Raw genomic sequence first — 23,753 nt, 5'->3', positions numbered from 1 at the left:
GGACATCGTCATGAATCCGATCTTCTATGCGTCGATCATTCTGCTGTTCGTCGCGGTGGTGCTCGCGACCGGCACGGTCTACGAGTACTGGAACAGCCGCCACGGACCGGTCGCGCGCCGGGTCGAATCGCGGATTCGCGCGGTCTCCGCCGGCGGCCACGTGAACAAGGAGCGGCTGTCGATTCTGAAGTCGCGAATGATGGCCGAGTCGGAACTATTCACGCGGGTACTGCTGAAGATTCCGCGCGTGCATGCGCTCGACCTGTTTCTGCAGCAGTCGGGACTGACCTGGTCGGTGGGCCGGCTCGTCGGCACCTGCGCGGTGTTGCCGCCGTTCGTGTTGATCGTGGGCGCGAGTCTCGCGCTGCCGTGGCACCTCACGGCCGGGGCCGCCGCGTTGTCGGCGCTGCTGCCGATCGTCTACGTGCAGCGCCGCCGCAACAAGCGGATTCGCCAACTCGAACGGCAACTGCCCGATGTTTGCGACATGCTCTCGCGTGCGTTGCGCTCGGGCCATGCGTTCACCGGCGCGATCGATATGGTCGGCACCGAGTTCGCCGAGCCGATGAGCGGCGAATTTCGCATCGTGTTCGACGAGATCAACTACGGCGTGTCGATTAGCGAAGCGCTCACCAATCTCGCGACGCGGGTGCCGATTCGCGATCTGCGCTACTTCGTGATCGCGGTGGTGATCCAGCGCGAAACCGGCGGCAATCTGGCCGAAGTACTCGACGGGATCACCGCGATGGTGCGCGACCGCTTCAAGCTGTTCGACAAGATTCGCGTACTGGCCGCCGAAGGCAAGCTGTCCGCATGGGTGCTCGGCTTGCTGCCGTTCGGCATCGGCGCCGCGATGCTGGTGATCAATCCCGAGTTCCTGAGCATTCTGTGGCAGGACCCGGCGGGGATGAAGATGGTCACGATCGCTGCCGTCGGCATTCTGTTCGGGGTCCTGTGGATGCGGCGCATCGTCAGGATCCGGGTCTGAGCGGGCGAGCGGTGGCGCGCTGACCCGCGCCGCGCCGCGAAAAATAACGACGAGGAGAGATCATGCAAACGCTGAACCTCACACAGATTCTGTTGCTGCTCGGTGTATTCGCGATCGTGTCGGCCGCCGCGTTCGGCGCGATGCATCTGGCCACGCCGCGCGACATGAGCCGCCGCATCGAACAGGCGGGCGGCCCGAACCTCGCGCCGACGCTGGAGCAGGCGGGCGGCACCGCGGATACGCCGTGGTACGAAAAGCTGGTGGAAATTTCGCAGCCTATTTCACGGCTTTCCGTGCCGAAAGAGGGCTGGGAGCAATCCGCGCTGCGGGTGCAACTGATGAATGCGGGCTGGCGCTCGGCCAATGCCGCGCCGGTTTATCTCGCGACCAAGACCGCGCTGGCCGTCGTGCTGCCGTTGCTGGCGCTGGTCGTGCTGTACGGCAGCGCGCTCGTGACGACGCTGCTCGAACGGTCGATCGTGCTGATGGCGCTCGCCGCGTTCGGCTACTACCTGCCGAACGTGGTGCTGTCGCGCCGTATCGCGTCGCGCCAGCGCAGCATTGTCGAGGACTTTCCGGATGCGCTCGATCTGCTGACCGTGTGCGTCGAAGCCGGCTTGAGTCTGGATGCCGCGTTGCTCAAAGTCGGCGAGGAGATCCGGATGCGCAGCGCGGTGGTGGCGAGCGAGCTTGAACTGATGCTGCTCGAAATGCGTTCGGGCTTTTCGAAGGAAAAGGCGCTGCGCAATTTCTCGTTGCGCACCGGCGTGGAAGACATTGATTCGTTCAGCGCGATGCTGATTCAGGCCGAGCGCTTCGGCACCGGCATCGGCGCGTCGTTACGGGTGCTGTCCGATACGCTGCGCACGCGGCGGCGGATGCGCGCCGAGGAACGCGCGGCGAAGATTTCGCTGAAGCTGCTGTTTCCGCTGGTGTTCTGCATTTTTCCTGCGTTGCTGGTCGTGCTGATGGGGCCGGCGATGATTCATATCTACCGCGAGCTGTTGCCGAGCATGGCCGGCGGCGCGTGACAGTGGCACATGACGGTGGCGCTTACGGCGCGTCGCGCGTATCGGCGGCGCGCCGGCCCTGGAAGACCGGCAGACGCCAGCCGAAGCGCAGCGACGCGAGCCGCACCATCACGCAGGCGAGCGTTGCGAACCACGGCGTCCACCAGTCGGTCCAGCCCGCGTACGAAAAGCCCACCTGCACGGCCGCGCCGAACAGCGCGGCCGACGCGTAAATCTCGCGTTCGAGAATGGCCGGCACGCGCGACAGCACGATGTCGCGCATCACGCCGCCGCCCACCGCGCTGACCACGCCGAGCAGAATCGCGAGTTCGGCATTGTGGCCATAGGTCAGCGCCTTCTGCGCGCCGGATACCGCGAACAGACCGAGCCCGATCGCATCGAAGAACAGCACCGGCTGACGCAGCCGGCGTACCTGCGGATAGGCGAGAATCGTCACCGCCGACGCTGCCAGCGCGGTGGCCAGATAGCGCCAGTTCGACAGCCCCGCCGGCGGAATCGCGCCGATGCAGATATCGCGCACGATACCGCCGCCGCACGCGACCATGAACGCGATCACCGCGATCCCGAACAGGTCGAGGCGGCGCTGGCGCGCGGCCACCGCGCCGCTGATCGCGAACACGAAGGTGCCGATCAGATCGAGGATCGTATAGACGGCGTGCGAATTCACGGTGCGGAGGTAGCCTAGGCGGATTGATCGAGCCATACGCCGGCCGCGCACAGCATCGCTTCGAGGCCGGCGCGCAGCGTCGGGTCGAGCACCGGGGCGAATTTCGGCGAATGGTTGCTGGGGATTTCGTTGAGCTTTTTCGCAGCGAGCGCGGCGCGGAATACTTCGGGGTCCGTACCGCCGACGAACCAGAACGAGTACGGCACGTTCCATTCGCGGCCGAACAGGCTGAAGTCTTCGCTGGCGGCGGCCGGTTGCGTTTCGTATGCGCGCTCGCCGAACTGCGCTTCGAATGCTTCGCGCAGACGTTCGGTGACCGGGTGGTCGTTGACCGTCAGCGGATAGCTCGACAACGTGGTGAACTCCGGCTCGCGCGGTGCGTTCGACGCCACGCATTCGGCGCAGCAGATCCGGCGGATCGCGCCGAGCATGTATTCGCGCACGTCGTCGTCGTAGGTGCGCATGTTCAGCTTCAGTGTCGCGTCGTCGGGGATGATGTTTTCCTTGGTGCCGGCTTGCAGCGAACCGATCGTCAGCACCGCGCTGTCGCGCGGCGAGATTTCGCGCGACACGATGGTTTGCAGCCGCAGCGTGGTCGACGCCGCCATGATCACTGGGTCGATCGAGGTCTGCGGCTGCGAGCCGTGCGAGCCGCGGCCGAACAGCTTGACCTTCAGACTGTCGCCGGCCGACAGGATCGTGCCGCTGCGATAGCCGATCGTGCCGGCCGCGCCGACCATCACGTGCTGGCCGAGAATCACGTCGGGTTTCGGAAAGCGCGTGGTCATGCCGTCGTCGAGCATGCTGCGCGCGCCGCGGCCGACTTCTTCGCCGGGCTGGAACACCGCCATCAGCGTGCCGTGCCACGCGTCGCGATGCTCGGCCATCAGGCGCGCGACGCCGAGCAGCCACGTGACGTGCAGATCGTGACCGCACGAGTGCGCGACGCCGACTTCGAAGCCGTCTTCGTCCTTGGTTCGCACCGTGCTCGCGTAGGGCAGGCCGGTCGCTTCGGCCATCGGCAGCGCGTCCATGTCGGCGCGCAGCATCACGGTCGGGCCGTCGCCGTTGCGCATCAACGCGACCACACCCGTCACGCCGACTTCGCGGGTCACTTCATAGCCGAGCTTTTCGACGTAATCCGCGACGATGCCGGCGGTGCGCACTTCCTGCATCGACAGCTCGGGGTGTTGGTGCAGATCCTTGTAGATCGCTTCGAGTTCGGGCAGCAGCGTGTCGATCGCGGGCGACAGCGTTGCGATCAGCTTCGACATGAAGGGCTCCTTGGGCGTGGGCGCTATGGAAATCGGTTGGGTGGCGGGCGGCTTGCGCGGCTTAGTGCGGCGGCTCAGTGCGGCGGCTCGTTCGTACGCTCGTTGGCGTGTTCGCCTGCTAACTCGTTCGCCAGCAGGCTGTTCGACAGCTTGCCGAGCAGGCGTTCGAGCGTTTTGCGTTCGTTCGCGCTCAGGCCCTTCGCAAGCTCGACTTCCAGCGCGGATCCTAATGCTTCGGATGCCTGTGCAACTTCGAGACCGTGCGTGGTGGCGCGCAACGCGATGCTGCGGCGGTCCGACGGATGGGTGTTGCGATCGATCAGCCCGCGCGTTTCGAGCTCGGCGAGCACTTTGGAGAGCAGCGTTTTTTCGATCAGCGCGCGCTGCGACACCGTTTTCGGGGTGATGTCGGGCTCGGCGCAGACGAGGCGCAATACGCGCAGCGCGCGTACGTCGAGATCCCAGCGCTCGCGATAGACCTCGTTCGCGCGGTTGATCAGCAGCGCGCTGGTCAGATCGAGCCGGAAAGTGAGGAAGTCCGAGTACAAGATTGCTCCGCTGTCGTCGGCTACCCGGGGCGGGTAAGCACGCATTATAGGCATGTAGTTGAAATTTTCAACTACATGCGGCGGAGCGGCGGATTCGCGGTTAAAGCTGTTTGCAGTAAAACGTCGTGCCGCACAGGGCGCCGTCGGGCATCAGCGCGTAATTGGGCACGTCGCCGACGCGTTGCCAGCCGGCGCGCTGATAGAGCCGCTCGGCGTCGGCGCCGGTGACGGTGTCGAGCAGCAGCACCGATTTGCTCTCGGCGCGCGCGACGTGCTCGACCTCGCTCATCAGTGCGTGCGCGATCCCGCGACGGCGCGCTTTGCGATGTACGAGCATCTTCGCGACGTCCGCGCGATGCGGCTGGTTTTCCGGTTGGGCGGTGATCAACTGCACGGTGCCGACGATTTCGCCGCTGTGGTCGCGCGCGATCAGCAGCGCCCGCTCGCCGCGCGCGAGGCCGTCGCTGACGTTGCGCCAGAACGCGCGTGCGGTGTCGCGCGAGATCGGCAGCATGAAGCTGACCGACGCGCCGCCTTCCACGCAGTCGATCAGTACATCGGCGAGCGCTTCGATGCTGGCGGCCGCTTCGGTCGCGTCGATGCGCCGGATGGTTGCGGGTTCGTTCATCCGTTGCTCCGTGGGTTGATCTGGTTTGCGCGGTTGCTCTGGTTGCCTGGGCTGACCGCTGTGGTGGTCAGTGCCACCAGATACCGCGCGCGTTTGCGCGTGGGATTGCGGAATGTGATCGGGCTATCGAGGCGCATCGCGAGACAGTCGCCGGCTTTGAGCCGCCAACTGGTGTCGCCGGTGGTGATTTCCATCGATCCTTCCAGCAGCCACACCTGCTGATGGATGTCCGCGTCGCGCGCGCCGGTTTCGTAGCTGACGCGCTGGCCGGCGGGGAAGTCGACCTCGACCAGCTGGAGCGCGGACGGCGCGGTGGGCGATAGATGCCGGCGCACGTAACCGGATGTCGGATCGGTCCAGACCGGTTGGTCGGCTGCGCGGCTGACGGGCGATGTTGCGGCTTGCGGCGTGTCGTCCTGCTCGAATAGCGATGCCAGCGGCACGTTCAGCGCGGTCGCGAGTTTGTCGAGCACGGTCGCGGTGGGGCTGCTTTGGCCGCGTTCGATCAGCGAGATGTTCGAGCGGCTGACTTTGCTGCGCTCGGCTAGCGCGTCGAGCGACCAGTTTTGCGCGTCGCGCAATGCTTTGACGCGTCGGGCGATCAGCGCGTTGATGTCCATGAGTTCCAGTTTTAGGGATGTGGCTTCCAGTAAACTAGAAGCGGACTTTTTTGTTGTCAAGTGCTGGTAGGACCGAAAATCCGCGTCATTGTCTTTTCATTCTTTGGTGTACGAATCACCGGCTACATCACAGGATCTAACCTCATAAATCTTTGGAAATATCAGGGATTGGAGATAGTTAAAGCACATAAATTTGGCTCGGTATTTTCAGGCCGTGTATGGGGGAGAACGAGCTTAGGCATGCGGGAAACGCTTCAATCACGGCGCAATCTGAGCCGGATGCGGCCTACGCAAAGCGAATAAAAACCCTATTCGCATATTTTTCCGACTCCAATCCGGTGAAATAAAAAATCGAATAAAAATTACCGGCCAAATTTCAATTCTTTCAATTGCATTATGTAAGAAAACTCTTACGGCCCATTACGCATAAAAACACGCGTATTAGTAAAAACACCGATGCTGTAGTCAGACTACATTCTTACATTACTCACCACGGAGAGTCGTTACAGCCCATCCAGCCGCGTCGATTCTTCTTTCAACAGGCAAACGTTTGCGGTCATCGCCGCAGGCCTGTTTTCGCGTCCGCTGTGCACCCATTCGACGCGCTCGCAGCCCCAACGAAAAGTCCAACTCGGAGAGACATCTATGCAAAAGAAACTTTGGCCGGCCGTCGCGATAGCGGCGGCCGTGAGCGCTGCTGCGCACGCGGAAATTCCCACTTCGGCGCTCGACTTCGCGCCGCTATCGACGGTGCTGAACGCATTTGCGTCGGCGGCCGCGCATCGGCGCGCGGAGACCCTCGTCGACAAGATGACGCTCGACGAGAAGCTGCAGTTCATTCATTCGCAGTACGCAATGTCGTCGGTGCCGGGCGGCGGCGCGGGCTACATCCAGGGCGTGCCACGTCTCGGCATTCCGGATCTGAACATGGCCGACTCGTCGACCGGCTCGGGTAGCACGAGCCAGCCGTCGACCACCTTCCCGGCGACGATCGCGGTGGCGGCCAGCTGGGACCGTCAGCTGGCATCGAATTACGGCAAGCAGGTCGCGATCCAGTTGCGCGCACAGGGCTTCGGCATGGGTCTCGGCGGCGGCACGAACCTCGCTCGCGAGCCGCGCGGCGGGCGTCTGTTCGAGTACCTCGGCGAAGACCCGATCCTCGCGGGCGAAATGCTCGCCGAGCGCACCGACGGCACGCAAAGCCAGAAGGTGATCGCGACGATCAAGCACTACATGGGCAACGAGCAGGAGCACGGGCGCAGCGGCGGCAACAGCCAGATCGACGAGCGCACGATGCGCGAGCTGTATCTGCTGCCGTTCGAAATCGCCGCGCGCACCGCGCAGCCGGGCAGCGTGATGTGTAGCTACAACCGCGTGAACGGTGCCTACGCATGCGAGAACTCGCACATCCTCAATGACGTGCTGAAGAACGACTGGCATTTCGAAGGCCAGGTGCAGTCGGACTGGGGCGCGGCGCATAGCACTGCGGCCGCGATCAACGCCGGTCTCGACGAGGAAGAAGACGTCGGTTCGACCGTCTATCTGACGCCGGCTCTGGTCAAGCAGGCGATCGCGAACGGTTCGGTCTCGACCGCGCGTCTGAACGACATGGTCGAGCGCAAGCTGTACGTGATGATTCGCAACGGCGTGATGGACGACCCGGCCAAGGGCGGCAAGAACATCAACTTCGCGGCTGCGAATGCGTTCACGCAATCGGCCGCCGAGCAGTCGATGGTACTCCTGAAGAACGCCAGCAATCAGCTGCCGCTCGCGGCGGGTTCGCTGTCGCGCATCGCGGTGATCGGCGGCCACGCGGACGCGGCGGTGCTGACGGGCGGCGGGTCCGGCAATACGCGCGATCCGGTGACGGGTGCGTTCTCCGGTTGCGGCGGCCTCACGTTCGGCAACTCGAGCGGTTGCAGCTGGTGGACCAATCCGTGGCTGAAGGTCGATACGCCGATCGTCTCGGCGATCCAGGCGCTCGCGCCGCAGGCCAAGGTCACGTTTGCCGGCAACAGCGACCAGGCGTCGCCGTTCCGCGCATACACGCAGCAGGAGATCAGCCAGGCGGCGACGCTCGCGGCTAACTCCGACGTCGCGGTGGTGGTCGTCGCGCAGCCGGCCGGCGAAGACTTCGGCGATCTGCAAAGCCTGAGCCTCGCGAACCCGACCAACCAGGACGCGCTGATCGAAGCGGTCGCGGCGGCCAATCCGCACACGGTTGTCGTCGTCGAAAGCGGCAATCCGGTGCTGATGCCGTGGAAGGACAAGGTGTCGGCGATCGTCGAAGCGTGGTATCCGGGCGAAGCGGGCGGCAAGGCGATTGCGAACGTGCTGTTCGGCAAGGTCAATCCGTCCGGCAAACTGCCGGTCACGTTCCCGGCGCGCGATCAGGACACGCCGACGTGGGGCACGGACGGCTCGTTCCCGACCGATCCGGTCTACTCGGAAGGGCTCGACATGGGCTATCGCTGGTATGACGCGAAGAACATCACGCCGATGTTCGAGTTCGGCTACGGCCTGTCGTACACGCACTTCGGCTACTCGGATCTGTCGGTCAAGCGCCTGCCGGGCGGTCTGATCGACGTGTCGTTCGATGTGCGTAACGATGGCCGCGTGGCCGGCGCCGAAATTCCGCAGGTGTATCTGGGCGTGCCGTATCAGGGCGAACCGCCGCGCCGTCTGGTGGGCTGGGACAAGGTTGCGCTGAACCCGGGCCAGTCGCGTCACGTGCACGTGGTCGTCACGCCGCGCATGCAAAGCGTGTGGGATACGACGCACAGCCGTTGGCAATATGTGCCGGGCAGCTCGGTGTATGTCGGAGCGTCGTCGCGCGATATCCGTCTGCAGGGTCGCAGCTAACCGGCTGACGGAGTCGGTGGGCCGGGCGCGGCAGCTTGCGCGCCCGGATGCCGGGTGTGAAGTACTGCGTTGCCCGATCCTTGCGTAGCGCGATTCGAAGTAACGCAGTTCAGCTAACTATTCAGGCCGGGAGCCTGCCGACGTCGTGACGCGGCATGCTCCCGGCCTGATCGTTTATTACGCTTTGAGCGTGTTCTTGTAGAACTTCCCGTCCTTCATCACGATGCGCAGGTTCTGCTCGGGGTTTGCGATCAGATCGAGATTCTCGAGCGGATTGCCGTCGATCAGCAGCAGGTCCGCATACGCGCCTTCTTCCAGCACGCCGAGTTTGCGCGGATACGGATTGCGATGACCGGACATCGCCAGCAACTGGCCGTTGGCGCCCGTCGCCATATTCAGTGCTTCCGCAGCGGTGTACCAGCGTTTCAGGTGCGTGAGCATCTTGCCCTGGCGCGTTGCCAGGGTCTGCGAAAAGATCAGGTCGGTGCCGAACGCGACCTTCAGTCCGTGCTTGCGCGCGAGCTTGTAGGTGTTGTCGGTGCTCGCGGTCACTTCGAGGAATTTCTCGCGGCTCGGGCCGCTCAGCGGCGCGACGTCCTCTTCGCTGACGAACGGTTGCGTGCTCAACCACGTACCGTGTTTCGCCATCAGCGCGGCGGTTTTATCGTCCATCAAATGACCGTGCTCGACGCACTGCACGCCGGCGGCGACCGAGCGTTGAATCGATTCGGGTGTATACGCGTGCACCAGAATGTACGTGCCCCAGTCCGCCGCGGTTTCGACTGCCGCGCGCATCTGGTCTTCGGTGAACGTGAGCATGTCGAGCGGACTGCGCGGAGTCGACACGCCGCCGCAGCCGACCATCTTGATCTGCGTCGCGCCCTGGATGAACTGCTCGCGCACCCGCATCCGCACTTCGTCCGCGGTGTCGGCGATTGCATTGGCGCCGTCGCGTTCCGCCTGACTGACCTGGTTGGCGGTGCGAGGTAGTTCGGCCAGCGAACGAAAATCGCCGTGGCCGCCGGTGGTGGTGATCATCGCGCCGGACGGATAGATGCGCGGGCCCGAAATCATGCCGCTGTCGATCGCCTGCTTCAGCGCGAACGACGGACCGCCCGCGTCGCGTATCGTCGTGAAGCCGCGCATTAGCGTGCGTTCGGCTTCGGCACTCGCGGCCAGGTGAACGAATGCGATGTCGGCCTGGAGAATCACCTGGATCGGCAGCGCGGCGAGCAGCGAATGCCAGTGCATGTCGATCAGGCCCGGCATGATCACCTTGCCGCCGCAATCGACCACGGTCTTGCCTTCGCTCGAGGCCGGCTGGCCCTGACCGATCTGGCTGATCGTGTTGCCTTCGACCACCATATAGAGGCCGTCGCGCAGCGCCGACGATTTGCCGTCGAACAGACGGAAGTTGGTGAACAGTACCGGTTTGGCCGGTGCCGGCGGCGGTTGGGTGGTTTGAGCGTGACCGATTCCGGGCAGCACGAGGCTCAGCATCGAGGCCGCGAGACCGGCAACGAAACCGCGGCGCGACAAGTCAGCACTGATACGGCGGTTGGCATACTGCGCTTGAGACTTGTCACAAAGACACGAAAGCGACGGACTGTCGGTTTTGTTGCCGAGATACTTTCCTGATGCCATAGCTCACCCGTAACGTAGATCACTGTGCGTCGAAAGCCGCCGCCCGCTTATTGCCGGCGACGATGAAAGTCAAGCCCGCAAAGATTATCGTTTGGGACCGCGAATGGCAAATCCGGGCGATTGGGGAGGGCGGCGTTGGATTCGCGCCACCATTGTGACAATTGCCGGCCCTAAGTTTGCATTTAACAAAAATCTGCTTGCGACCGCCGAAATAAACCGGCTATGCTCAAACCACCTTTTGCCATAGCTTTTTTCGCAATAGGCTCAATAAGCCAATCCGGTTGGCGAGGCGAAATGGCGGTGATCTTCGCGGCATTCAGTTATACGAAAGTATCGGCAGTACCCAATAAACGGCTAGACCGGCGCAATTGCGCGTGGGCTAATCATTTGCCACGGAGAAGCGGAATGATCGATGTATTGAATCCCCGAATGACCAAGGTGCTGGTGGGCTCCGCGTTGTCGCTGTTCGCGCTCGCCGCGATGGCGGACGACACCCTCGGCCTGTCCGAAGGCCTGTATTCGGTCGGCGCGCCGGAGGTCACCCAAGGGACGGGCGTGAGCACGAGCCCGTGGCGCTTCGCGGTGGGCGCCGGGGTCGTGAACATGCCGAAATACCCGGGCGCAAGCGGGACCAAATGGGAAGTGGTGCCGGCCGTGAGCGTGAACTACGACCGCTTCTTTCTCGGCGCGAATCCGGACGCCGCTTCGGTGCTGGCACTTGGCGCCTACTTGTATCGCGACAGTAACTGGCGCGTCGGCGCCGCGATCACTTACGACTTCATCGAGCCGCGCAGCGAGTCGGACGATGCGCGTCTGCACGGGCTCGGCGACGTCAAGCGGACCGCGCATGCCGAACTGTTCGGCGTTTATACCTATCAGTTCATCACTGCGCGCGCGAGCGTGCTGACCGATATCGCCGGCAACGATCGCGGCACCGTCGCGACCTTCGACCTGCTCGGCCGCTATGAGCCGATTCCGCAACTGACGCTGAGCGCCGGTCCGGGCTTGACGTGGGGCAGCAGCAAGTACAATGAAACCTATTTCGGCGTGACGCCGGAACAGAGCGCCCGTTCCGGTTTGCCGACCTATTCGGCCGGCTCCGGTTTGAGTCAGGTGCGCTTCTCGATCAACGGCGCGTACCGGATCGCGGCGCGTTGGAATGTCGGCGCGAGCGTGTCGTTCGCGTGGCTGCAAGGCGATGCGAGCGACAGCCCGATTACGCAAAAGACCAGTCAGATCACTTACGGCTTATTCGCCAATTATCTGTTTTAAGCGGGTGGTGTAAAGCGGTGCGACATTACCGCGCGAAAGCCGGCTCCGGAATAAAAAACCCATCCGAACCTGATTGCTCAGGCGCGGGTGGGTTTTTTTATAACAGGTACGTTGTTTCAATCTTTTTGCGCAAGCAGTGCCTGAATCTTCGCTTCGGTTTGTGCGTAATCGCCTTCGCCGAAGTGCGAATAAACGATCTGCCCTTTCTTGTCGATCAGGTAAAACGCGGGCCAATACTGGTTGTTATAGGCATTCCACGTCGCGTACTGATTGTCCTGTGCGACCGGGTAGGTGATGCCGAGCCGTTTGATCGCGGTCTTGACGTTGCCGGTGTCGCGCTCGAACGGGTATTCGGGGGTATGCACGCCGATCACCGTCAGCCCCTGATCCTTGTACTTCTGGTTCCAGCTTTTCACATACGGCAGCGTGTTCGCGCAATTGATGCAGCTATAAGTCCAGAAATCCACCAGTACGACTTTGCCGCGCAATTGCTGCAACTTCAGCGGTTCGCTATTGAGCCATTGCGAAATACCGGTGAATTCCGGTGCCGTCGACGCGGCGGCCAGGGGCGCTGCGAGCGCGGCGGTGCTCGTCGCCATCACGGCGCAGGCGGCGAAAGCCGTGGACAGCACGAATGTTTTGAGTCGGGTAGTCATATCAAAGTCCTTTCAGTGAAGGGAAGAAAGCGGCGAGCCGGGCGTACAGCAGCACGTCGTATTGCAGATAGATGGCGAGTGCGGTCAGCATCACCAGTACACCGAATACCTGTTGCAGACGTTCCGCGTGGCGCGATACGACGCGCACGTGGCGGGTCACGTAATGGCCTCCGTAGATGATCGCGAGCATCGGAATCGCCGCGCCGATCGCATACAGCGTGAGCAGCAGCGCCGACCAGCCGAGGTCCTGGGCTTTCACCACCAGCACGAGGATCGATGCGAGCACCGGTCCGGCGCACGGCGTCCACACCGCGCCAAGCGACATACCGAGCACGAAGCCGCCGGCGTTGCCGCTGCCGGGTTGGCCGCCGGACGAGCCCGGCAAGATCGCCGCGCCGATCCGTTCGAGCGGCGCCTGCAACCGCGCGACGAGCCAGTCATAAGGACGCGGCCATACGCGCATCAGGCCGGACAGCGCGAGTAACGCGATGCCGGTATTGCGCAGCACCTGCTGCGCGACGTGCACGGTGCTCGACACTGCGCCAAGCAGCAGCGCGAATGACGCAAAAGTCAGAATGAAGCCGGCGACGATGAACAGCGGCCGCGTGCGGCTCGGCTGTTCGACGGACGTGCCGAGCAGGATCGGCATGACCGGCAGCACGCAGGGCGAAGCAATCGTCAGCAGCCCGGCGAGCAGGGCGAGTGGCGTTTCGAGAGTACTGTGCATGGTGAGCGCTCCGTTGGCTGGTATGACCGTATTGGAACGCTCGCGCGTATCTGGTTTATGTCGGCAAACGGGCGCGTGTGCAAGGTTCTGTGTATCGGGGGCGTGTTGATACATTGCGACACAATTTGTCGCGCGCGTGGGTGGGGCGAGTCGCGTGGCTGGCCAACGGGCTATCTCTTCCCGCGTTGATTTCTGGATAAAGGATCACGAAGGCCACCCGCTGCCGGGCGTTCGATACCGCATCGTCACGGCGATCGGTGAGGTTATTGCAGGCACAACGGACGCCGCCGGGGAAACCGTCCGAATGAGAACAACCGGACCTCAATCGATCAGAATTTTCACTGACTGGAATGCAGGCAATGAATGAATTTTCAAAAACGAATGTTCATGGATTCTCGAAAAGTGCTGGCAAAGAAGCGTCTAGCCGCGGGGATTAAGGCAGTTCGGCTTTCTTCGAGGAGAAGTTTTGACGGAAACAAGCATCTATCCACCTGGTTATGAAAACACAAAGCGTGTCGAAATAGCGTTCTTACCGGATTGTGCCAATAAGTGCTGTGACGGCTAGCATGAAGACAGTCGCGCTCGCTTTATCGGTCTGCGTGTGTCCGACGGTAGCGAGAACAAAAGATTTGCACCGAATCAACCGCTTTTACGCTGACGCTGGCGCTTACGTACGGCAGCCCCACCGCCACGAGCCGCGCCGCTCCCCTTCGCACCAGCCGCCGCAAACATCGGCATCCTCTCCTGAATCCACCGCAGCAATTCCAGCGGACCCGGCGCGAGCGGCCGGTCGGTCTTCACCAGCACGCGTGCCTGCGCGCCGGCAAAAAGCGGATGCGCGATCGGCACTGTCGTCAATTCACCGCTGGCGATTTCCCGGTACGCGGCGAATTCGCCGATTAGCGTCATGAAGTTCTCGACCGTCACGAAGCGCTTCAGCGCGCCGAGCGAGTTGGTCGTCAACGTCGCGCGAATCGCGATGTTTTCCGCCAGTTCCGTCATCTTGACGACGTGACCGATCCCGAAGGTGGGAGGCATTAGCGCAAGCGGATAGGCACGCAGATCGTCGAGCGTGGCGGGTCGCTTCTTTTTCGCGAGCGGATGGTCGCTGCGCAGTAACAGCACGACCGGCTGCGGTGAGCTCGCGCGATACTCTAGCCGCGCGTGCGGCGGCGGATTGTACGCGAGCCCGATATCCTTCGCGAAGCAGTGAGCGATGGAAGGCTTGTTCCGGCTATCAATCGAGCCTGGCGGGGGAGCCGACGCGTAGCGCGCCCTTACGCGCCGCAAAGCTGGCCAAAGCGGGCACCGGAAGCGGGGCCAACCGTCTACGCCGTGCGCGGCGGTAATTTCATTCCGCTCGACGCGAGCGGACGCATGATTGACCGCGTGCCGGTTGCAGGGTCAGGCGGTGGGTTTGACTGGCTTGGCGCGGTCGGAGCAGTAGCGGGGGCGGCACTCGGCAGTGTCGGGTTCGCCACTAGTGGCAGTGCTGGCGCAGGAGAAAGCACGAACTCGACGCTGCTTGGCGATGCGCAGCCGTTCGAGTACAGCGAAAATACCGCCATAGGCGATACGTTTGACACCGCTGGCCTTGCCAGGACACCGAACTTGGGTGAGCCGGGAACGTGGCACACCAACCCCGGAAGCGGTCAAATGCGGTTGTACGGCGATACCGGCGCACCCGTGATTGATTTGGACTTTGACCACCTGCACAACGGCTTGCGACCGCATGCTCACAACTGGAACAACGGCGTACGGGATGGGGGGAGCGACGTGGTCCCCTTTTCACCGTGGGCACCTTGACGGACTAACCAAATGAACACAATCGAGAAGTATGAATTTTTCCACGACTGGTATTTGACCGGCATCTCGGCGGATTTGACTGGAGGGACCGTGGAATTGGCACTGATGTTTGACGATAGGGAAAAGCGTGCCCGGTTACTCTTCAAAGGCGCGTCGCGCTGCCTCGTGAATGATTTCCTCATTCAAAACATCATTAGTGAGGTAAGGATACTTACCGACCATAGCACTCACGACTATGGGCGTGCGCTTGACGCTCTTGAAAAGTCATACTTCGGAAAAGCAAGCGGTGCGCCGAAGCCTATAGCAGTTTTTTCGGCCACGCTCGGCGCAGAGCTATTAATCGAATTCGAAACGCTTGAGATCGACGCCGCATAGTCTCTTTCCGGGCGCGTGATGCAAACAAGAGGCCCACAAGATAGTGGGCCTGCGATGGGTAGGGCCGTTCGCGCCATACGATGGAGAGCACGAACACAACCAATAGTAGGCGCTAGGAACGCCAGTCGCAAGGCCGTGCCCTGCAACGCTGGACGTGCTGCCATAGCGCGGTGATTACGAAGTAAAAGCCCACCGCAACAAGCAGTTGAATGCCAAGCCAAACAATGGTGTACAAATCCTCAGGGTCGCGAATCCCGAGCGCCTGCGATGTGAACAGCCATGCCCGCGATTCCGCCTGTGAGCACTGATGGTGAAGCGGGCGCACATAGATAGATGACAGGCCGAACAGAGCCGGTAACAGCGCGAGTCTGAGAAGCCGTCGAGCGGTCATCGTGGGGCACCTTTCGTTTCAATCCTGGTCCGTTCGGGACCGAGTAATTGGATGCGCGCCGTGCGGCCCTTATCGTCGGTCGTCCCTATGTATTCGCGCGCACTTGTGGTTACCCGGTAGCACGTATTTGCCAGAGGCTCCTGATTGCCTGCGCTGTCTATACTGCTCAGGATCAAAGACTTTTCCTGCGTTCGTTCGGTCCAAACACTGGACTTGAGAATCCGGGTATTCGCGGGCTCCCGGTCACCACCACACGTAAAGCCATTTTCGGAGGGAGCGGCGACACCCTGCGGGTTTGGAGTGCTGCAAAGGTCGTCGCATCCTGACGGCGGACAGTTTGGTCTGAACTCGACACCAATTTGCCACTTGTCGCCAGGATCGATCATCCCGTTGTTTAATTCGATGACCCGCTCATGAACGTGGATTTTTTCCCTGCTCAAACCTAGTTGCATCAGGAACGCTTCGATATTCTTTCCACGTTGTGCGGCAAGCTGTTCAGGGTTCAGCTCATTATTGAAAGCTGCCGCTTCGACCTGCGCGCTCGCGCCTTCTGTTGTCCATTCGCGTGCAGTCAGGTAGTGGCGAGTCAGAGAAAGGCGGTCACCGTTGCTAACATCAGCGGTGTTGGGCGGCAGCTGTATCAAGTTCTGAAGCAGAACCGTACAGGCCTGCGCTTGCATCGATATCGCAACTGCGATGGCGCCGAATAAGTGGAGAATAGGCTTCATGTGATTGTTCTAGTACCGTGCCAGGACATACCACGCAATACTGTCCGCATTGGTTATGGCACGTTCGGGGTGATCGCGGGCGAGCCATTTGCACGACGTGTACCCGTAACCGTCCGGGTAGTCCCGTGAGCCGAACGTGTCTATGAAATGACAGCATTCGTGCACTATCGTCAATTGCATTGACGATAGCCGCGACAAGGATGTAGGAGGCAAATCACAGAAGCCATCATTGATTGCAATGGTATGCGTCGCTGTGTCAGGTGCGCATACATGCGCAACCTGCCCCGTGAGATTTTTTCGTCCCGGCACGCAACCAGTGGCTCTATCCTGCTCCGAATCGACTCGCACAATGTTGTGCGCGGTCAATCCCTTCATCACACCTAGAAGTGCTCTCAAGCCGTTCGATAGCTTTAACCGGGTGGCTTCGTCTGAATTGCCGAGCCATTGGACAGCCCTTGATTGAGCGGCTGCATTCCAGGAGGCCACTTCGTCGATGCGAAGCTCAACACTTTTGAGGGCTTCATCCCGCAATGTCAGGACCTTCTTTCTGAATTCTGCATCGCTCATGTTGGGGCAGATCGGAGGTTCACTTGTATCCAGAGTGACCGGAACCAGCGAATTCGGGTTTGTATTCGTAACTGCTGAGTCGTGAACGGTTACATACTCATAATCTGACATCGTGCTAATTTTCGATTGATTGTCCGTGTTGCGGATATTTCCGGCGCTCTCAGATATCGCCCACTTGCAGGGTGATGCGCTTGGCGGATTCGGCGCTAATGCGTTCGGTGCGGCCCTGCGAATCGGTGACACCCTTGGCAACTTCCGTCGAGCCAATGAACGCCCGGTACCTCGTATTTGCGAGAGGTTGCCCGTTTTTATCCTGAATCAAATATTGCTGGCTATAGACCGGATCAATCGGTACGGGAGCAGGGACGCGTGTATTTTCGCCCGTCGAATAGAAGGCATTAGATGAAATGGCGGCGAGAACAAAATTTTTGCCGCAAGGACATAGCACGCGGTCGCGGTTTTTTACCAGCGGTACATCGTCGTCCATCCAATCGCTCGCGGTGCCGTAGATCGGCCATCCACCCTTGCAGTTTCCGCAAGTCGCAAGATTTTCCTTGCGAGCGAAACATCGACCGTCTTCGTTATAGAACTCACTACGGCCCATCACCACACCGCCGGTGGTGGTGCCGTCGCCGTCTGCAACAAGCCCGTCAAACATTTGCAGCTCCATATTAATTGTGATCAATGCGATACGCGCATGAGCAAAACATTTAATCGGAACCATGGGCGATTGCAAGCAGGGGACCACCCGTAACGCATAGTCTGACAATATTTTGCGTGTGTCACAAACATAAAACTACGTGCTCACGGGAGGCCGCGAAGATGGCGATCCGATGCTTCCTAATGTGAGTAGCGCAGGCAGTCTGCGCATATCTATCGGGTTCGCGTTGGCAAGCTCGCGGACAAGGGCGAGCCGGAAATAGGCGCAGAGGAGGAAGGGGGATTCTCTAGCTCAGTTCGAACCTCATCGAGCAGCATGAGTGCAAAGAGTATCCGGGGATCAACATTGGAGGGTGCGGGACTTGGAAAACCTTCTATGTGGCTCTCACTGATAGGAGCAAACCTGACAAAGCGGCAGGCCTCATCAATCTCAACCTCATCCCATCGCCCTTCGCTATCCCTGTAGATCACTCTTGATAGGGATGGTCTTTATGGAGTTGGCCCGTGGCAGTCAATGCTTGCAGGACATTCTCTATATCGTTCGTGACGGTGCCTTGCTTCGAGTGCTCCCCTGTATCCTCAATCGCGCATAGGTTAAGCGTGTGTGTTTTGAACGTGGCGGCTCTCATACATCCTCGTTAGAAAAATGACCCTTCACCCCTGACATCTGCTCTGAAAACCTGAGACTTGGTCCCTCTCAGTTTGGCCTCCAAAACTTGGCTTCAAAGTTTCCTCCAAGGAAGCTTCCAAGGAGACCTCCAAGTTTGAAACCACGCAAATCTTGACTTTGAATTTTGAAAGGGAGCCCTTGGCCGGATTATAGGACGGTCAACGAAGTGGGCAGAGGGTGTAGTAGCCGAATATTATTAAGGGCTACCCTGAGGCGCCGCGCCCCGTACTGATGCCAGAAACCCTTATGTAGCGGGCCTGTAGCGCTACCTCAGGGCTTATCGAATAATATACATGGCATTCGACACGGCTGGCCGTACGACATCTACAGCTTCGCCGAAATGACGCCGTTGCTCGCGGCCGCGGGTTATCGGGTGATCGTGCCTTATCTGCGCGGCTACGGCGGTACGCGTTTCCTGACGGCTGACACGCCGCGCAACGGTCAACAGGCGGTGGTCGCGGTCGACATCATCAATCTGATGGATGCACTGAAGATCGACAAGGCGGTGCTCGGCGGTTTCGACTGGGGCGCACGCACGGTGAACATCATCGCGGCATTGTGGCCGCAACGCTGCAAGGCGATGGTGTCGGTGAGCGGCTATCTGATCGGCAGTCAGGAAGCGAATCGCGCGCCGTTGCCGCCGAAGGCCGAGCTTACGTGGTGGTATCAGTTCTATGTCGCTACCGAGCGCGGCCGTGCGGGTTACGAGGCGAACCGTCACGACTTCAACAAACTGATCTGGCATACCGCGTCGCCGCAATGGAATTTCGACGACGCTACTTTCGAGCGTTCCGCCGAATCGTTCAATAACCCGGATCATGTCGCCGTGGTGATTCACAACTACCGCTGGCGTCTGGGCCTCGTGCAAGGCGAGCCGCAATACGACGAACTCGAAAAGCGTCTCGCTGCCGCGCCGACCATCGCGGTGCCGACGATCACGATGGAGGGCGACGCGAACGGCGCCGCGCATCCTGATCCGGCCGCCTACGCGAAGAAGTTCACCGGCAAGTACCAGCACCGCAATCTGACCGGCGGGATTGGTCACAATCTCCCTCAGGAAGCGCCGAACGCATTCGCACAGGCGATTCTTGACGTCGCGCGGCTCTAACCGAGGGTCGATGTAAGCCGGCTTCCCGCCGCAGTGCTCTAGCGGGCCGACGTGCGGGCGGAACTGATCCAGTTGCAGAAGGCCGGCTGCGAGCCAGCAAGCGACAGCACCCATTACCCGCAGAACATCCACGCGGCAGAGGCGTGCGTCAGCGCGGCCGACGATATAGAGGCCAGCGCTAATGGTGGAGTCGAGCAAAGCAATTCGGCGGCCGGCTCGCGCGCACCGATGAAACACGTCGCGGCGCGGCGCGCTGACGACTCGAACGTCATCGGTCCCGGTTCGATCTGTGCGTATTCCTGATCGATGCAAAGCACCCGCCGTCCGTGCCTGAATGCACGGACCGCCGAATTCGAATAAATGCTCTTGCCATGAAGAAGATCGTCGGGTTCCTATTTCTGCGCGATCATCAGATCAAGGTTCTGAACCGCGGCGCCGGCCGCGCCTTTACCGAGATTATCGAAAACCGCGGCCAGTAGCGCATGCCCGTGTTCCTCATTGAAAAATACGCTCAGGTGCATGTCGTTCGTACCGTTCAGCACTTGTGGGTCCAGGTGTTTCACGAGGCGCGATTCGTACAGCGGCAGCACACGGACATGGGCCGCTTCCGCATAGTGGCCTGTCAGGCAAGCGTGTAACGCGGCGCCATCCGCGCCCGGCGCCAGCAGCCGCAACTCCAAGGGGACGGTCAGCACGATGCCCTGGCGGAACGCACCAATTGCAGGAACGAAGATCGGGCGCTGCGCGAGCCCTGCGTGCTGTTGAATCTCTGGAGCGTGTTTGTGCGCGAGTTCCAGGCCATATAACTGGAATAAAGGTGCGGTGACGGCACGCTGTCCTTCATGTGCTTCCACTCCGGCCCGCCCCTGGCCGGAATAGCCGGACACCGCGTGAATACTGATCGGGTAGTCGCCCGGGATCAGTCCGGCTTGCAGCAGCGGACGCAGCAAACCAATCGCACCGGTTGGATAGCAACCGGGATTAGTGACCCGGCGTGCGTTCGCAATCCGCTCAGCCTGTCCCGGCGCCATTTCCGGAAAACCGTACGTCCACTCACCGTGCGTGCGATGAGCGGAGCTTGCGTCGATAACTCTGACCGCGGGATTGACGATGGAGGCCACCGCCTGGCGGGCGGCGTCGTCCGGCAAACAGAGAATCGCGATATCACAGGCGTTGATGGCTTCCGCGCGGCTCCGGGGATCCTTGCGATCGGCAGCGGCAAGCGTGACCAGTCTAAGGTCGGTCCGGTTGCGCAGCCGTTCGTGGATCTGCAAGCCGGTGGTCCCTTGGTCGCCGTCGATGAAAACTACGGGGGAACTCATTCGTGGATTACTCCGCTGGCTAGAGGTTGTAACGGGTAAGCGAGCGCCTATGTTCCATTGATCGACAGAATAGGGAAAGTTGAATTTGATGACGAAAACGTTCAGCTTTTCTGAATCTTGACGAAAAGCGCTGTCTTGCGCCGGGCATACATTTGCCGCACCCGCAGCCGGATCAGAAAAGCGCCTTTGTATCGCAATGTATCGACGCCCTACACAGACAAACACGCTTGCATAAACAGGGGGTAACGAAAACATTGCAGATACGTTCGCGGGTTCAAATGGAGTCATGCAAGGTTGATTCGCAACGTTGCGTTGAAGCAGGCGGGACCCGAACGCGTATCGGCTTTAACGGTCTCCCGCATGAACTGCTGAATCCCTGATTCCTGAATGCTTTTGATACCCGGAGAAGACTCATGAAACTCGTTCAATCGTTGCTCGTCGCTGCCCTCGTTGCCGCTCCCGTCGCATCGTTCGCTCAATCGCAAACGCAGCATGCGCTCTCGCGTGCCGACGTGCGTGCGGAATTGATCCAGTTGCAGAAGGCCGGCTACAACCCGGCAAGCGACAACACCCAGTACCCGCAGAACATCCAGGCGGCCGAGGCGCGAGTCAGCGCGGCCAACGATGTGGCAGCCAGCGCTTATGGCGGTGTCGAGCAAAGCAGTTCGGCAGCGGGCGCGCGCGTGCCGATGAAGCACGTCGCCGCGCCGCGCGCGGACGACTCGAACGTTGTCGGTCTCGGCTCGATCTACGCGCACTCCTGATCGATGCACCGCACGAAGCCGTCCGTGTGATGAATGCACGGACGGCCGAACCCGAATAAACGCAAACGCTATTGCCAACCTGTCGAGACAAACACCATGACCACGCTGCTGAAAAAAATCCTCGGCTCCGCCTTGCTGCTGGGCGGACTGTTCACGTTGCAGGCGACGGAACTCGCGCAGGCCGCGCCGAGCGACGACCTGACAGGCAAGAACGTCGTGCTGGTACACGGCGCATTCGCCGACGGCTCCAGCTGGGACAAAGTGATTCCGCTGCTAGAAGCGCGCGGCTTGCACGTGGTCGCCGTGCAGAACCCGCTGAGTTCGCTGGCCGATGACGTCGCGGCCACGCGTCGCGTGATCGAGCAGCAGCACGGGCCGGTGATTCTGGTCGGTCATTCATGGGGCGGCGTCGTGGTCAGCGAGGCGGGCAATGACGAGAAGGTGAAGAGCCTCGTGTACGTCGCGGCATTCGCGCCGGACAACGGCCAGTCGATTGCCGACATCACGAAGGGCAAGCCCGCGCCGGTCTGGGCGAGCCAATTACAGAAAGATTCGGCCGGCTATCTGACGCTGTCGACGCAAGCGATCCTCGACGATTTCGCGCAGGATCTGCCGACCCCGCAAAAACGCCTGATCGCGGCGACCCAGGAGCCGTGGGCGGCGAGTTGTATCGACGACAAGGTGACCAAAGCCGCATGGCACGACAAGCCGTCGTACTTCGTGGTGTCGGGCCGCGACCGGATGATCGATCCGGCTCTGCAACTGGACATGGCGAAGAACATCGACGCGAAGGTGACGCGGGTCGACACCAGCCACGTCGCAATGCTCAGTCAGCCGCAGGCGGTCGCGAACGCGATCATCGCCGCTTCACAGGCCGCGCATTGAACGGCAGGTAAAAGAATCGCGAGCCGGATTGGCAAATAGATGGAGCGCCGCAACACAGGGCGCTCTATTGCGCGAAGTCTGCGCAATCCGTCAAATCGCAATCGACGGAATGCTCTTCATACAGCGCAGCGCGAACATCGAGCGGCTATGGCGAATGCCGGCGATCTTGTAGAGCTTCTCGCGCAGAAAGCGTTCGTAGCCCGCGGTGCCGTCCACCGCGACCTTCACCAGATAGTCGTAATCGCCCGAGACCAAATACGCCTCGAGTACTTCGCTGAGCGTCGCGAGTTCGGCGCCGAAGCGCGCGAGCGCGTCGTCGTCGTGGCGGTCCAGCGTGACTTCGAGCAGCACCACGTCGGCGAAACCGAGCTTCTGCTGATCGAGCAGCGCGACGTAGCCGCGAATATAGCCTTCGTTTTCGAGCTGGCGCGTACGGTTCCAGCACGCGGTGGTCGACATGCCGACCAGATCGGCGAGTTCCGCGTTGCTGAGGCGGGCGTTCTTTTGCAGCGCGCGCATGATCTTGCGGTCGAGCGCGTCGAGCGGGCGGGTTCGGGTAGTCATCGGCGGGATCGGGAAGTTATTTTGTAGAAGCGAATTATAGGTGTAGATAATTCCGTTGCAAGTGCGTCGGCCTCTACCTTTAAGAAGCCTATCCAGCGGGGCTCCCGGTATATTTTCACCATGCATTCATGCCCGGGACAACCGTCCGGACCGCAGGTCTTCAGCCTGCCGGTCTCTAGCAGCCACAAGCTGCTCTCCGGTGTCTCGCCGCCTTCACAGGAAGGCGGCACGCGGGCGGATTCCGGCGTTACCCGCGCCGGAACACGCGCTCGCCGGGCGTGGACGCATGTTCTCTCATGTGTCTATCTCAACCCTGTGCTTTTTTGCACTTCTGCCCGTTGCTTCGCCGATGCCGATCCAGCTGTATGTGTCCTTTCTTCTCGCTTCCGCGGTGCTCGTTTATTCCCCCGGTCCGGTCAACGTCCTGACGATGAGCCAGGCGTTGAGCGCCGGTTGGCGCGCGGCGTTGCCGTGCGTGTGGGGCGGCACCTGCGCGGTGCTGCTGCAATTGGCGCTCACCGCGCTATGTCTGAATTCGCTGTTGCTGATCGACGAGCGCGCGCTGATCGTGTTGCGCTGGGTCGGCGCGATTTATCTGGTGTATCTCGGCTTCAAACAATGGCGCAGCGGTTCATTGTCGACGTCGCCCGAGCAGATCGGCAACGCCGCTCATCGCGGCTTGTTCTGGCGCGGCTTCGCGACGTCGGGCCTGAATCCGAAAACGTTGCTGTTCTTTCCGTCGTTTTTTCCGCAATTCATCAGCACGTCGATGGACGACGCGCACTGGTCCGCCAATCAGCAGTATCTGCTGCTGGCCAGTACTTTTGCGGTGGTGTTTGCGTTGGGCGTTGCCTCGACGGCGATCTTTTCTCACCGGCTGCGCACGGTTCTGCAGCGGCCGGCGCGGCTACGCGCGGTGAACCGCCTGATGGGAACTCTGCTGGTTGGGATGGGCGCGCTAATGGCGGCGGTCCGCTGATCTGAAAACCAGCCGGA

General features: G+C 61.1%; 23 protein-coding genes and 2 pseudogenes. 11 read left to right on the top strand and 14 right to left on the bottom strand.

Annotated features, from left to right (window positions below; genetic code table 11):
- The first annotated feature begins 10 nt into the window (after window positions 1-10).
- Both BTH42_RS29210 and BTH42_RS29205 read left to right on the top strand, forming a co-directional pair.
- Window positions 11-988, top strand: a complete 978-nt coding sequence (locus tag BTH42_RS29210; RefSeq protein ID WP_075304659.1) for a type II secretion system F family protein — start codon at window positions 11-13, stop codon at window positions 986-988.
- Between the two features lie 62 nt (window positions 989-1,050).
- The gene (locus BTH42_RS29205; protein WP_075304658.1) at window positions 1,051-2,019 is read left to right on the top strand and encodes a type II secretion system F family protein; all 969 of its coding nucleotides are present in this window, start codon (window positions 1,051-1,053) and stop codon (window positions 2,017-2,019) included.
- A gap of 22 nt (window positions 2,020-2,041) precedes the next feature.
- On the opposite strand, the gene BTH42_RS29200 is transcribed toward BTH42_RS29205, so the two are convergent.
- The 5 genes from BTH42_RS29200 to BTH42_RS29180 form a co-directional block, all read right to left on the bottom strand.
- On the bottom strand, window positions 2,042-2,686 hold the full coding sequence (locus BTH42_RS29200; RefSeq protein ID WP_075304657.1) for a trimeric intracellular cation channel family protein: 645 nt from the start codon (window positions 2,684-2,686) through the stop codon (window positions 2,042-2,044).
- 14 nt (window positions 2,687-2,700) lie between these two features.
- Window positions 2,701-3,960 carry a M20 family metallopeptidase gene (locus BTH42_RS29195; RefSeq protein ID WP_075304656.1) on the bottom strand — a complete coding sequence of 420 codons (1,260 nt, stop codon included), beginning with the start codon at window positions 3,958-3,960 and terminating at the stop codon, window positions 2,701-2,703.
- Window positions 3,961-4,034: 74 nt separating this feature from the next.
- A complete protein-coding gene (locus BTH42_RS29190) occupies window positions 4,035-4,508 on the bottom strand; it encodes a MarR family winged helix-turn-helix transcriptional regulator (RefSeq protein WP_075304655.1) in 474 nt (157 codons plus the stop codon).
- A gap of 100 nt (window positions 4,509-4,608) precedes the next feature.
- Window positions 4,609-5,136: a GNAT family N-acetyltransferase gene (locus BTH42_RS29185; RefSeq protein ID WP_075304654.1), complete on the bottom strand. Its 528-nt coding sequence runs from the start codon at window positions 5,134-5,136 to the stop codon at window positions 4,609-4,611.
- A complete protein-coding gene (locus BTH42_RS29180; protein WP_075304653.1) occupies window positions 5,133-5,756 on the bottom strand; it encodes a helix-turn-helix domain-containing protein in 624 nt (207 codons plus the stop codon). The genes BTH42_RS29185 and BTH42_RS29180 overlap by 4 nt, the downstream gene beginning before the upstream one ends.
- A 645-nt stretch (window positions 5,757-6,401) precedes the next feature.
- Here BTH42_RS29180 and BTH42_RS29175 point away from each other — a divergent pair.
- Window positions 6,402-8,618, top strand: a complete 2,217-nt coding sequence (locus BTH42_RS29175) for a glycoside hydrolase family 3 protein (protein ID WP_075304652.1) — start codon at window positions 6,402-6,404, stop codon at window positions 8,616-8,618.
- 177 nt (window positions 8,619-8,795) lie between these two features.
- Here the strand turns inward: BTH42_RS29175 and BTH42_RS29170 are convergent, their stop codons facing one another.
- Window positions 8,796-10,118 (bottom strand): amidohydrolase family protein, encoded by a 1,323-nt coding sequence (locus BTH42_RS29170; RefSeq protein ID WP_075304751.1) that lies wholly within the window; start codon window positions 10,116-10,118, stop codon window positions 8,796-8,798.
- A 549-nt stretch (window positions 10,119-10,667) separates the two neighbouring features.
- Between BTH42_RS29170 and BTH42_RS29165 the strand changes: the two genes are divergently transcribed.
- A complete protein-coding gene (locus BTH42_RS29165; RefSeq protein WP_178392258.1) occupies window positions 10,668-11,534 on the top strand; it encodes a MipA/OmpV family protein in 867 nt (288 codons plus the stop codon).
- A gap of 116 nt (window positions 11,535-11,650) precedes the next feature.
- Here BTH42_RS29165 and BTH42_RS29160 read toward each other — a convergent pair whose 3' ends face one another.
- The 3 genes and pseudogenes from BTH42_RS29160 to BTH42_RS29150 form a co-directional block, all read right to left on the bottom strand.
- Window positions 11,651-12,190, bottom strand: a complete 540-nt coding sequence (locus tag BTH42_RS29160; protein WP_075304650.1) for a thioredoxin family protein — start codon at window positions 12,188-12,190, stop codon at window positions 11,651-11,653.
- A 1-nt stretch (window position 12,191) separates the two neighbouring features.
- Window positions 12,192-12,917: a cytochrome c biogenesis CcdA family protein gene (locus BTH42_RS29155; protein WP_075304649.1), complete on the bottom strand. Its 726-nt coding sequence runs from the start codon at window positions 12,915-12,917 to the stop codon at window positions 12,192-12,194.
- Between the two features lie 639 nt (window positions 12,918-13,556).
- Window positions 13,557-14,111, bottom strand: a pseudogene (locus tag BTH42_RS29150) (LysR substrate-binding domain-containing protein); the annotation flags it as partial.
- A gap of 183 nt (window positions 14,112-14,294) precedes the next feature.
- On the opposite strand from BTH42_RS29150, the gene BTH42_RS35085 reads away from it, so the two are divergent.
- Window positions 14,295-14,723, top strand: coding sequence for a hypothetical protein (locus BTH42_RS35085; RefSeq protein WP_143752251.1), 429 nt, complete (start codon window positions 14,295-14,297; stop codon window positions 14,721-14,723).
- Between the two features lie 12 nt (window positions 14,724-14,735).
- Complete coding sequence (locus tag BTH42_RS29145; protein ID WP_075304648.1) at window positions 14,736-15,098, top strand: hypothetical protein; 363 nt, start codon at window positions 14,736-14,738, stop codon at window positions 15,096-15,098.
- Window positions 15,099-15,485: 387 nt separating this feature from the next.
- On the opposite strand, the gene BTH42_RS29135 is transcribed toward BTH42_RS29145, so the two are convergent.
- The 3 genes from BTH42_RS29135 to BTH42_RS29125 all read right to left on the bottom strand — a co-directional run bounded on the left by BTH42_RS29135 (window position 15,486) and on the right by BTH42_RS29125 (window position 17,508).
- The gene (locus tag BTH42_RS29135) at window positions 15,486-16,217 is read right to left on the bottom strand and encodes a hypothetical protein (protein ID WP_075304646.1); all 732 of its coding nucleotides are present in this window, start codon (window positions 16,215-16,217) and stop codon (window positions 15,486-15,488) included.
- Window positions 16,218-16,226: 9 nt separating this feature from the next.
- Window positions 16,227-16,784, bottom strand: a complete 558-nt coding sequence (locus BTH42_RS29130; protein ID WP_256702379.1) for a M35 family metallo-endopeptidase — start codon at window positions 16,782-16,784, stop codon at window positions 16,227-16,229.
- Between the two features lie 160 nt (window positions 16,785-16,944).
- On the bottom strand, window positions 16,945-17,508 hold the full coding sequence (locus BTH42_RS29125) for a PAAR domain-containing protein (protein WP_143752250.1): 564 nt from the start codon (window positions 17,506-17,508) through the stop codon (window positions 16,945-16,947).
- 910 nt (window positions 17,509-18,418) lie between these two features.
- Here BTH42_RS29125 and BTH42_RS29120 point away from each other — a divergent pair.
- Both BTH42_RS29120 and BTH42_RS34415 read left to right on the top strand, forming a co-directional pair.
- Window positions 18,419-19,222, top strand: a pseudogene (locus BTH42_RS29120) (alpha/beta fold hydrolase); the annotation flags it as partial.
- 72 nt (window positions 19,223-19,294) lie between these two features.
- Window positions 19,295-19,525 (top strand): hypothetical protein, encoded by a 231-nt coding sequence (locus BTH42_RS34415; RefSeq protein ID WP_143752249.1) that lies wholly within the window; start codon window positions 19,295-19,297, stop codon window positions 19,523-19,525.
- An 89-nt stretch (window positions 19,526-19,614) separates the two neighbouring features.
- Here the strand turns inward: BTH42_RS34415 and argC are convergent, their stop codons facing one another.
- Window positions 19,615-20,544 (bottom strand): N-acetyl-gamma-glutamyl-phosphate reductase, encoded by a 930-nt coding sequence (gene argC, locus BTH42_RS29115; protein ID WP_075304643.1) that lies wholly within the window; start codon window positions 20,542-20,544, stop codon window positions 19,615-19,617.
- A gap of 413 nt (window positions 20,545-20,957) precedes the next feature.
- Between argC and BTH42_RS29110 the strand changes: the two genes are divergently transcribed.
- Together BTH42_RS29110 and BTH42_RS29105 are read left to right on the top strand one after the other, a co-directional pair.
- Window positions 20,958-21,308 (top strand): DUF4148 domain-containing protein, encoded by a 351-nt coding sequence (locus BTH42_RS29110; RefSeq protein ID WP_075304642.1) that lies wholly within the window; start codon window positions 20,958-20,960, stop codon window positions 21,306-21,308.
- Window positions 21,309-21,404: 96 nt separating this feature from the next.
- The gene (locus tag BTH42_RS29105) at window positions 21,405-22,193 is read left to right on the top strand and encodes an alpha/beta fold hydrolase (protein ID WP_075304641.1); all 789 of its coding nucleotides are present in this window, start codon (window positions 21,405-21,407) and stop codon (window positions 22,191-22,193) included.
- 90 nt (window positions 22,194-22,283) lie between these two features.
- Here the strand turns inward: BTH42_RS29105 and BTH42_RS29100 are convergent, their stop codons facing one another.
- Entirely contained in the window at window positions 22,284-22,757 is a 474-nt protein-coding gene (locus BTH42_RS29100; protein WP_075304640.1) for an Lrp/AsnC family transcriptional regulator, read from the bottom strand.
- A gap of 349 nt (window positions 22,758-23,106) precedes the next feature.
- On the opposite strand from BTH42_RS29100, the gene BTH42_RS29095 reads away from it, so the two are divergent.
- Window positions 23,107-23,736, top strand: a complete 630-nt coding sequence (locus BTH42_RS29095) for a LysE family translocator (RefSeq protein ID WP_075304639.1) — start codon at window positions 23,107-23,109, stop codon at window positions 23,734-23,736.
- The last annotated feature ends 17 nt before the right edge of the window (window positions 23,737-23,753 follow it).

Source organism: Burkholderia sp. SRS-W-2-2016 (genome assembly GCF_001931485.1).
Taxonomy (GTDB): domain Bacteria; phylum Pseudomonadota; class Gammaproteobacteria; order Burkholderiales; family Burkholderiaceae; genus Paraburkholderia.
The sequence above is the reverse complement of the archived record's forward strand: the minus strand, read 5'-3'. Positions and strand labels throughout refer to the sequence as shown.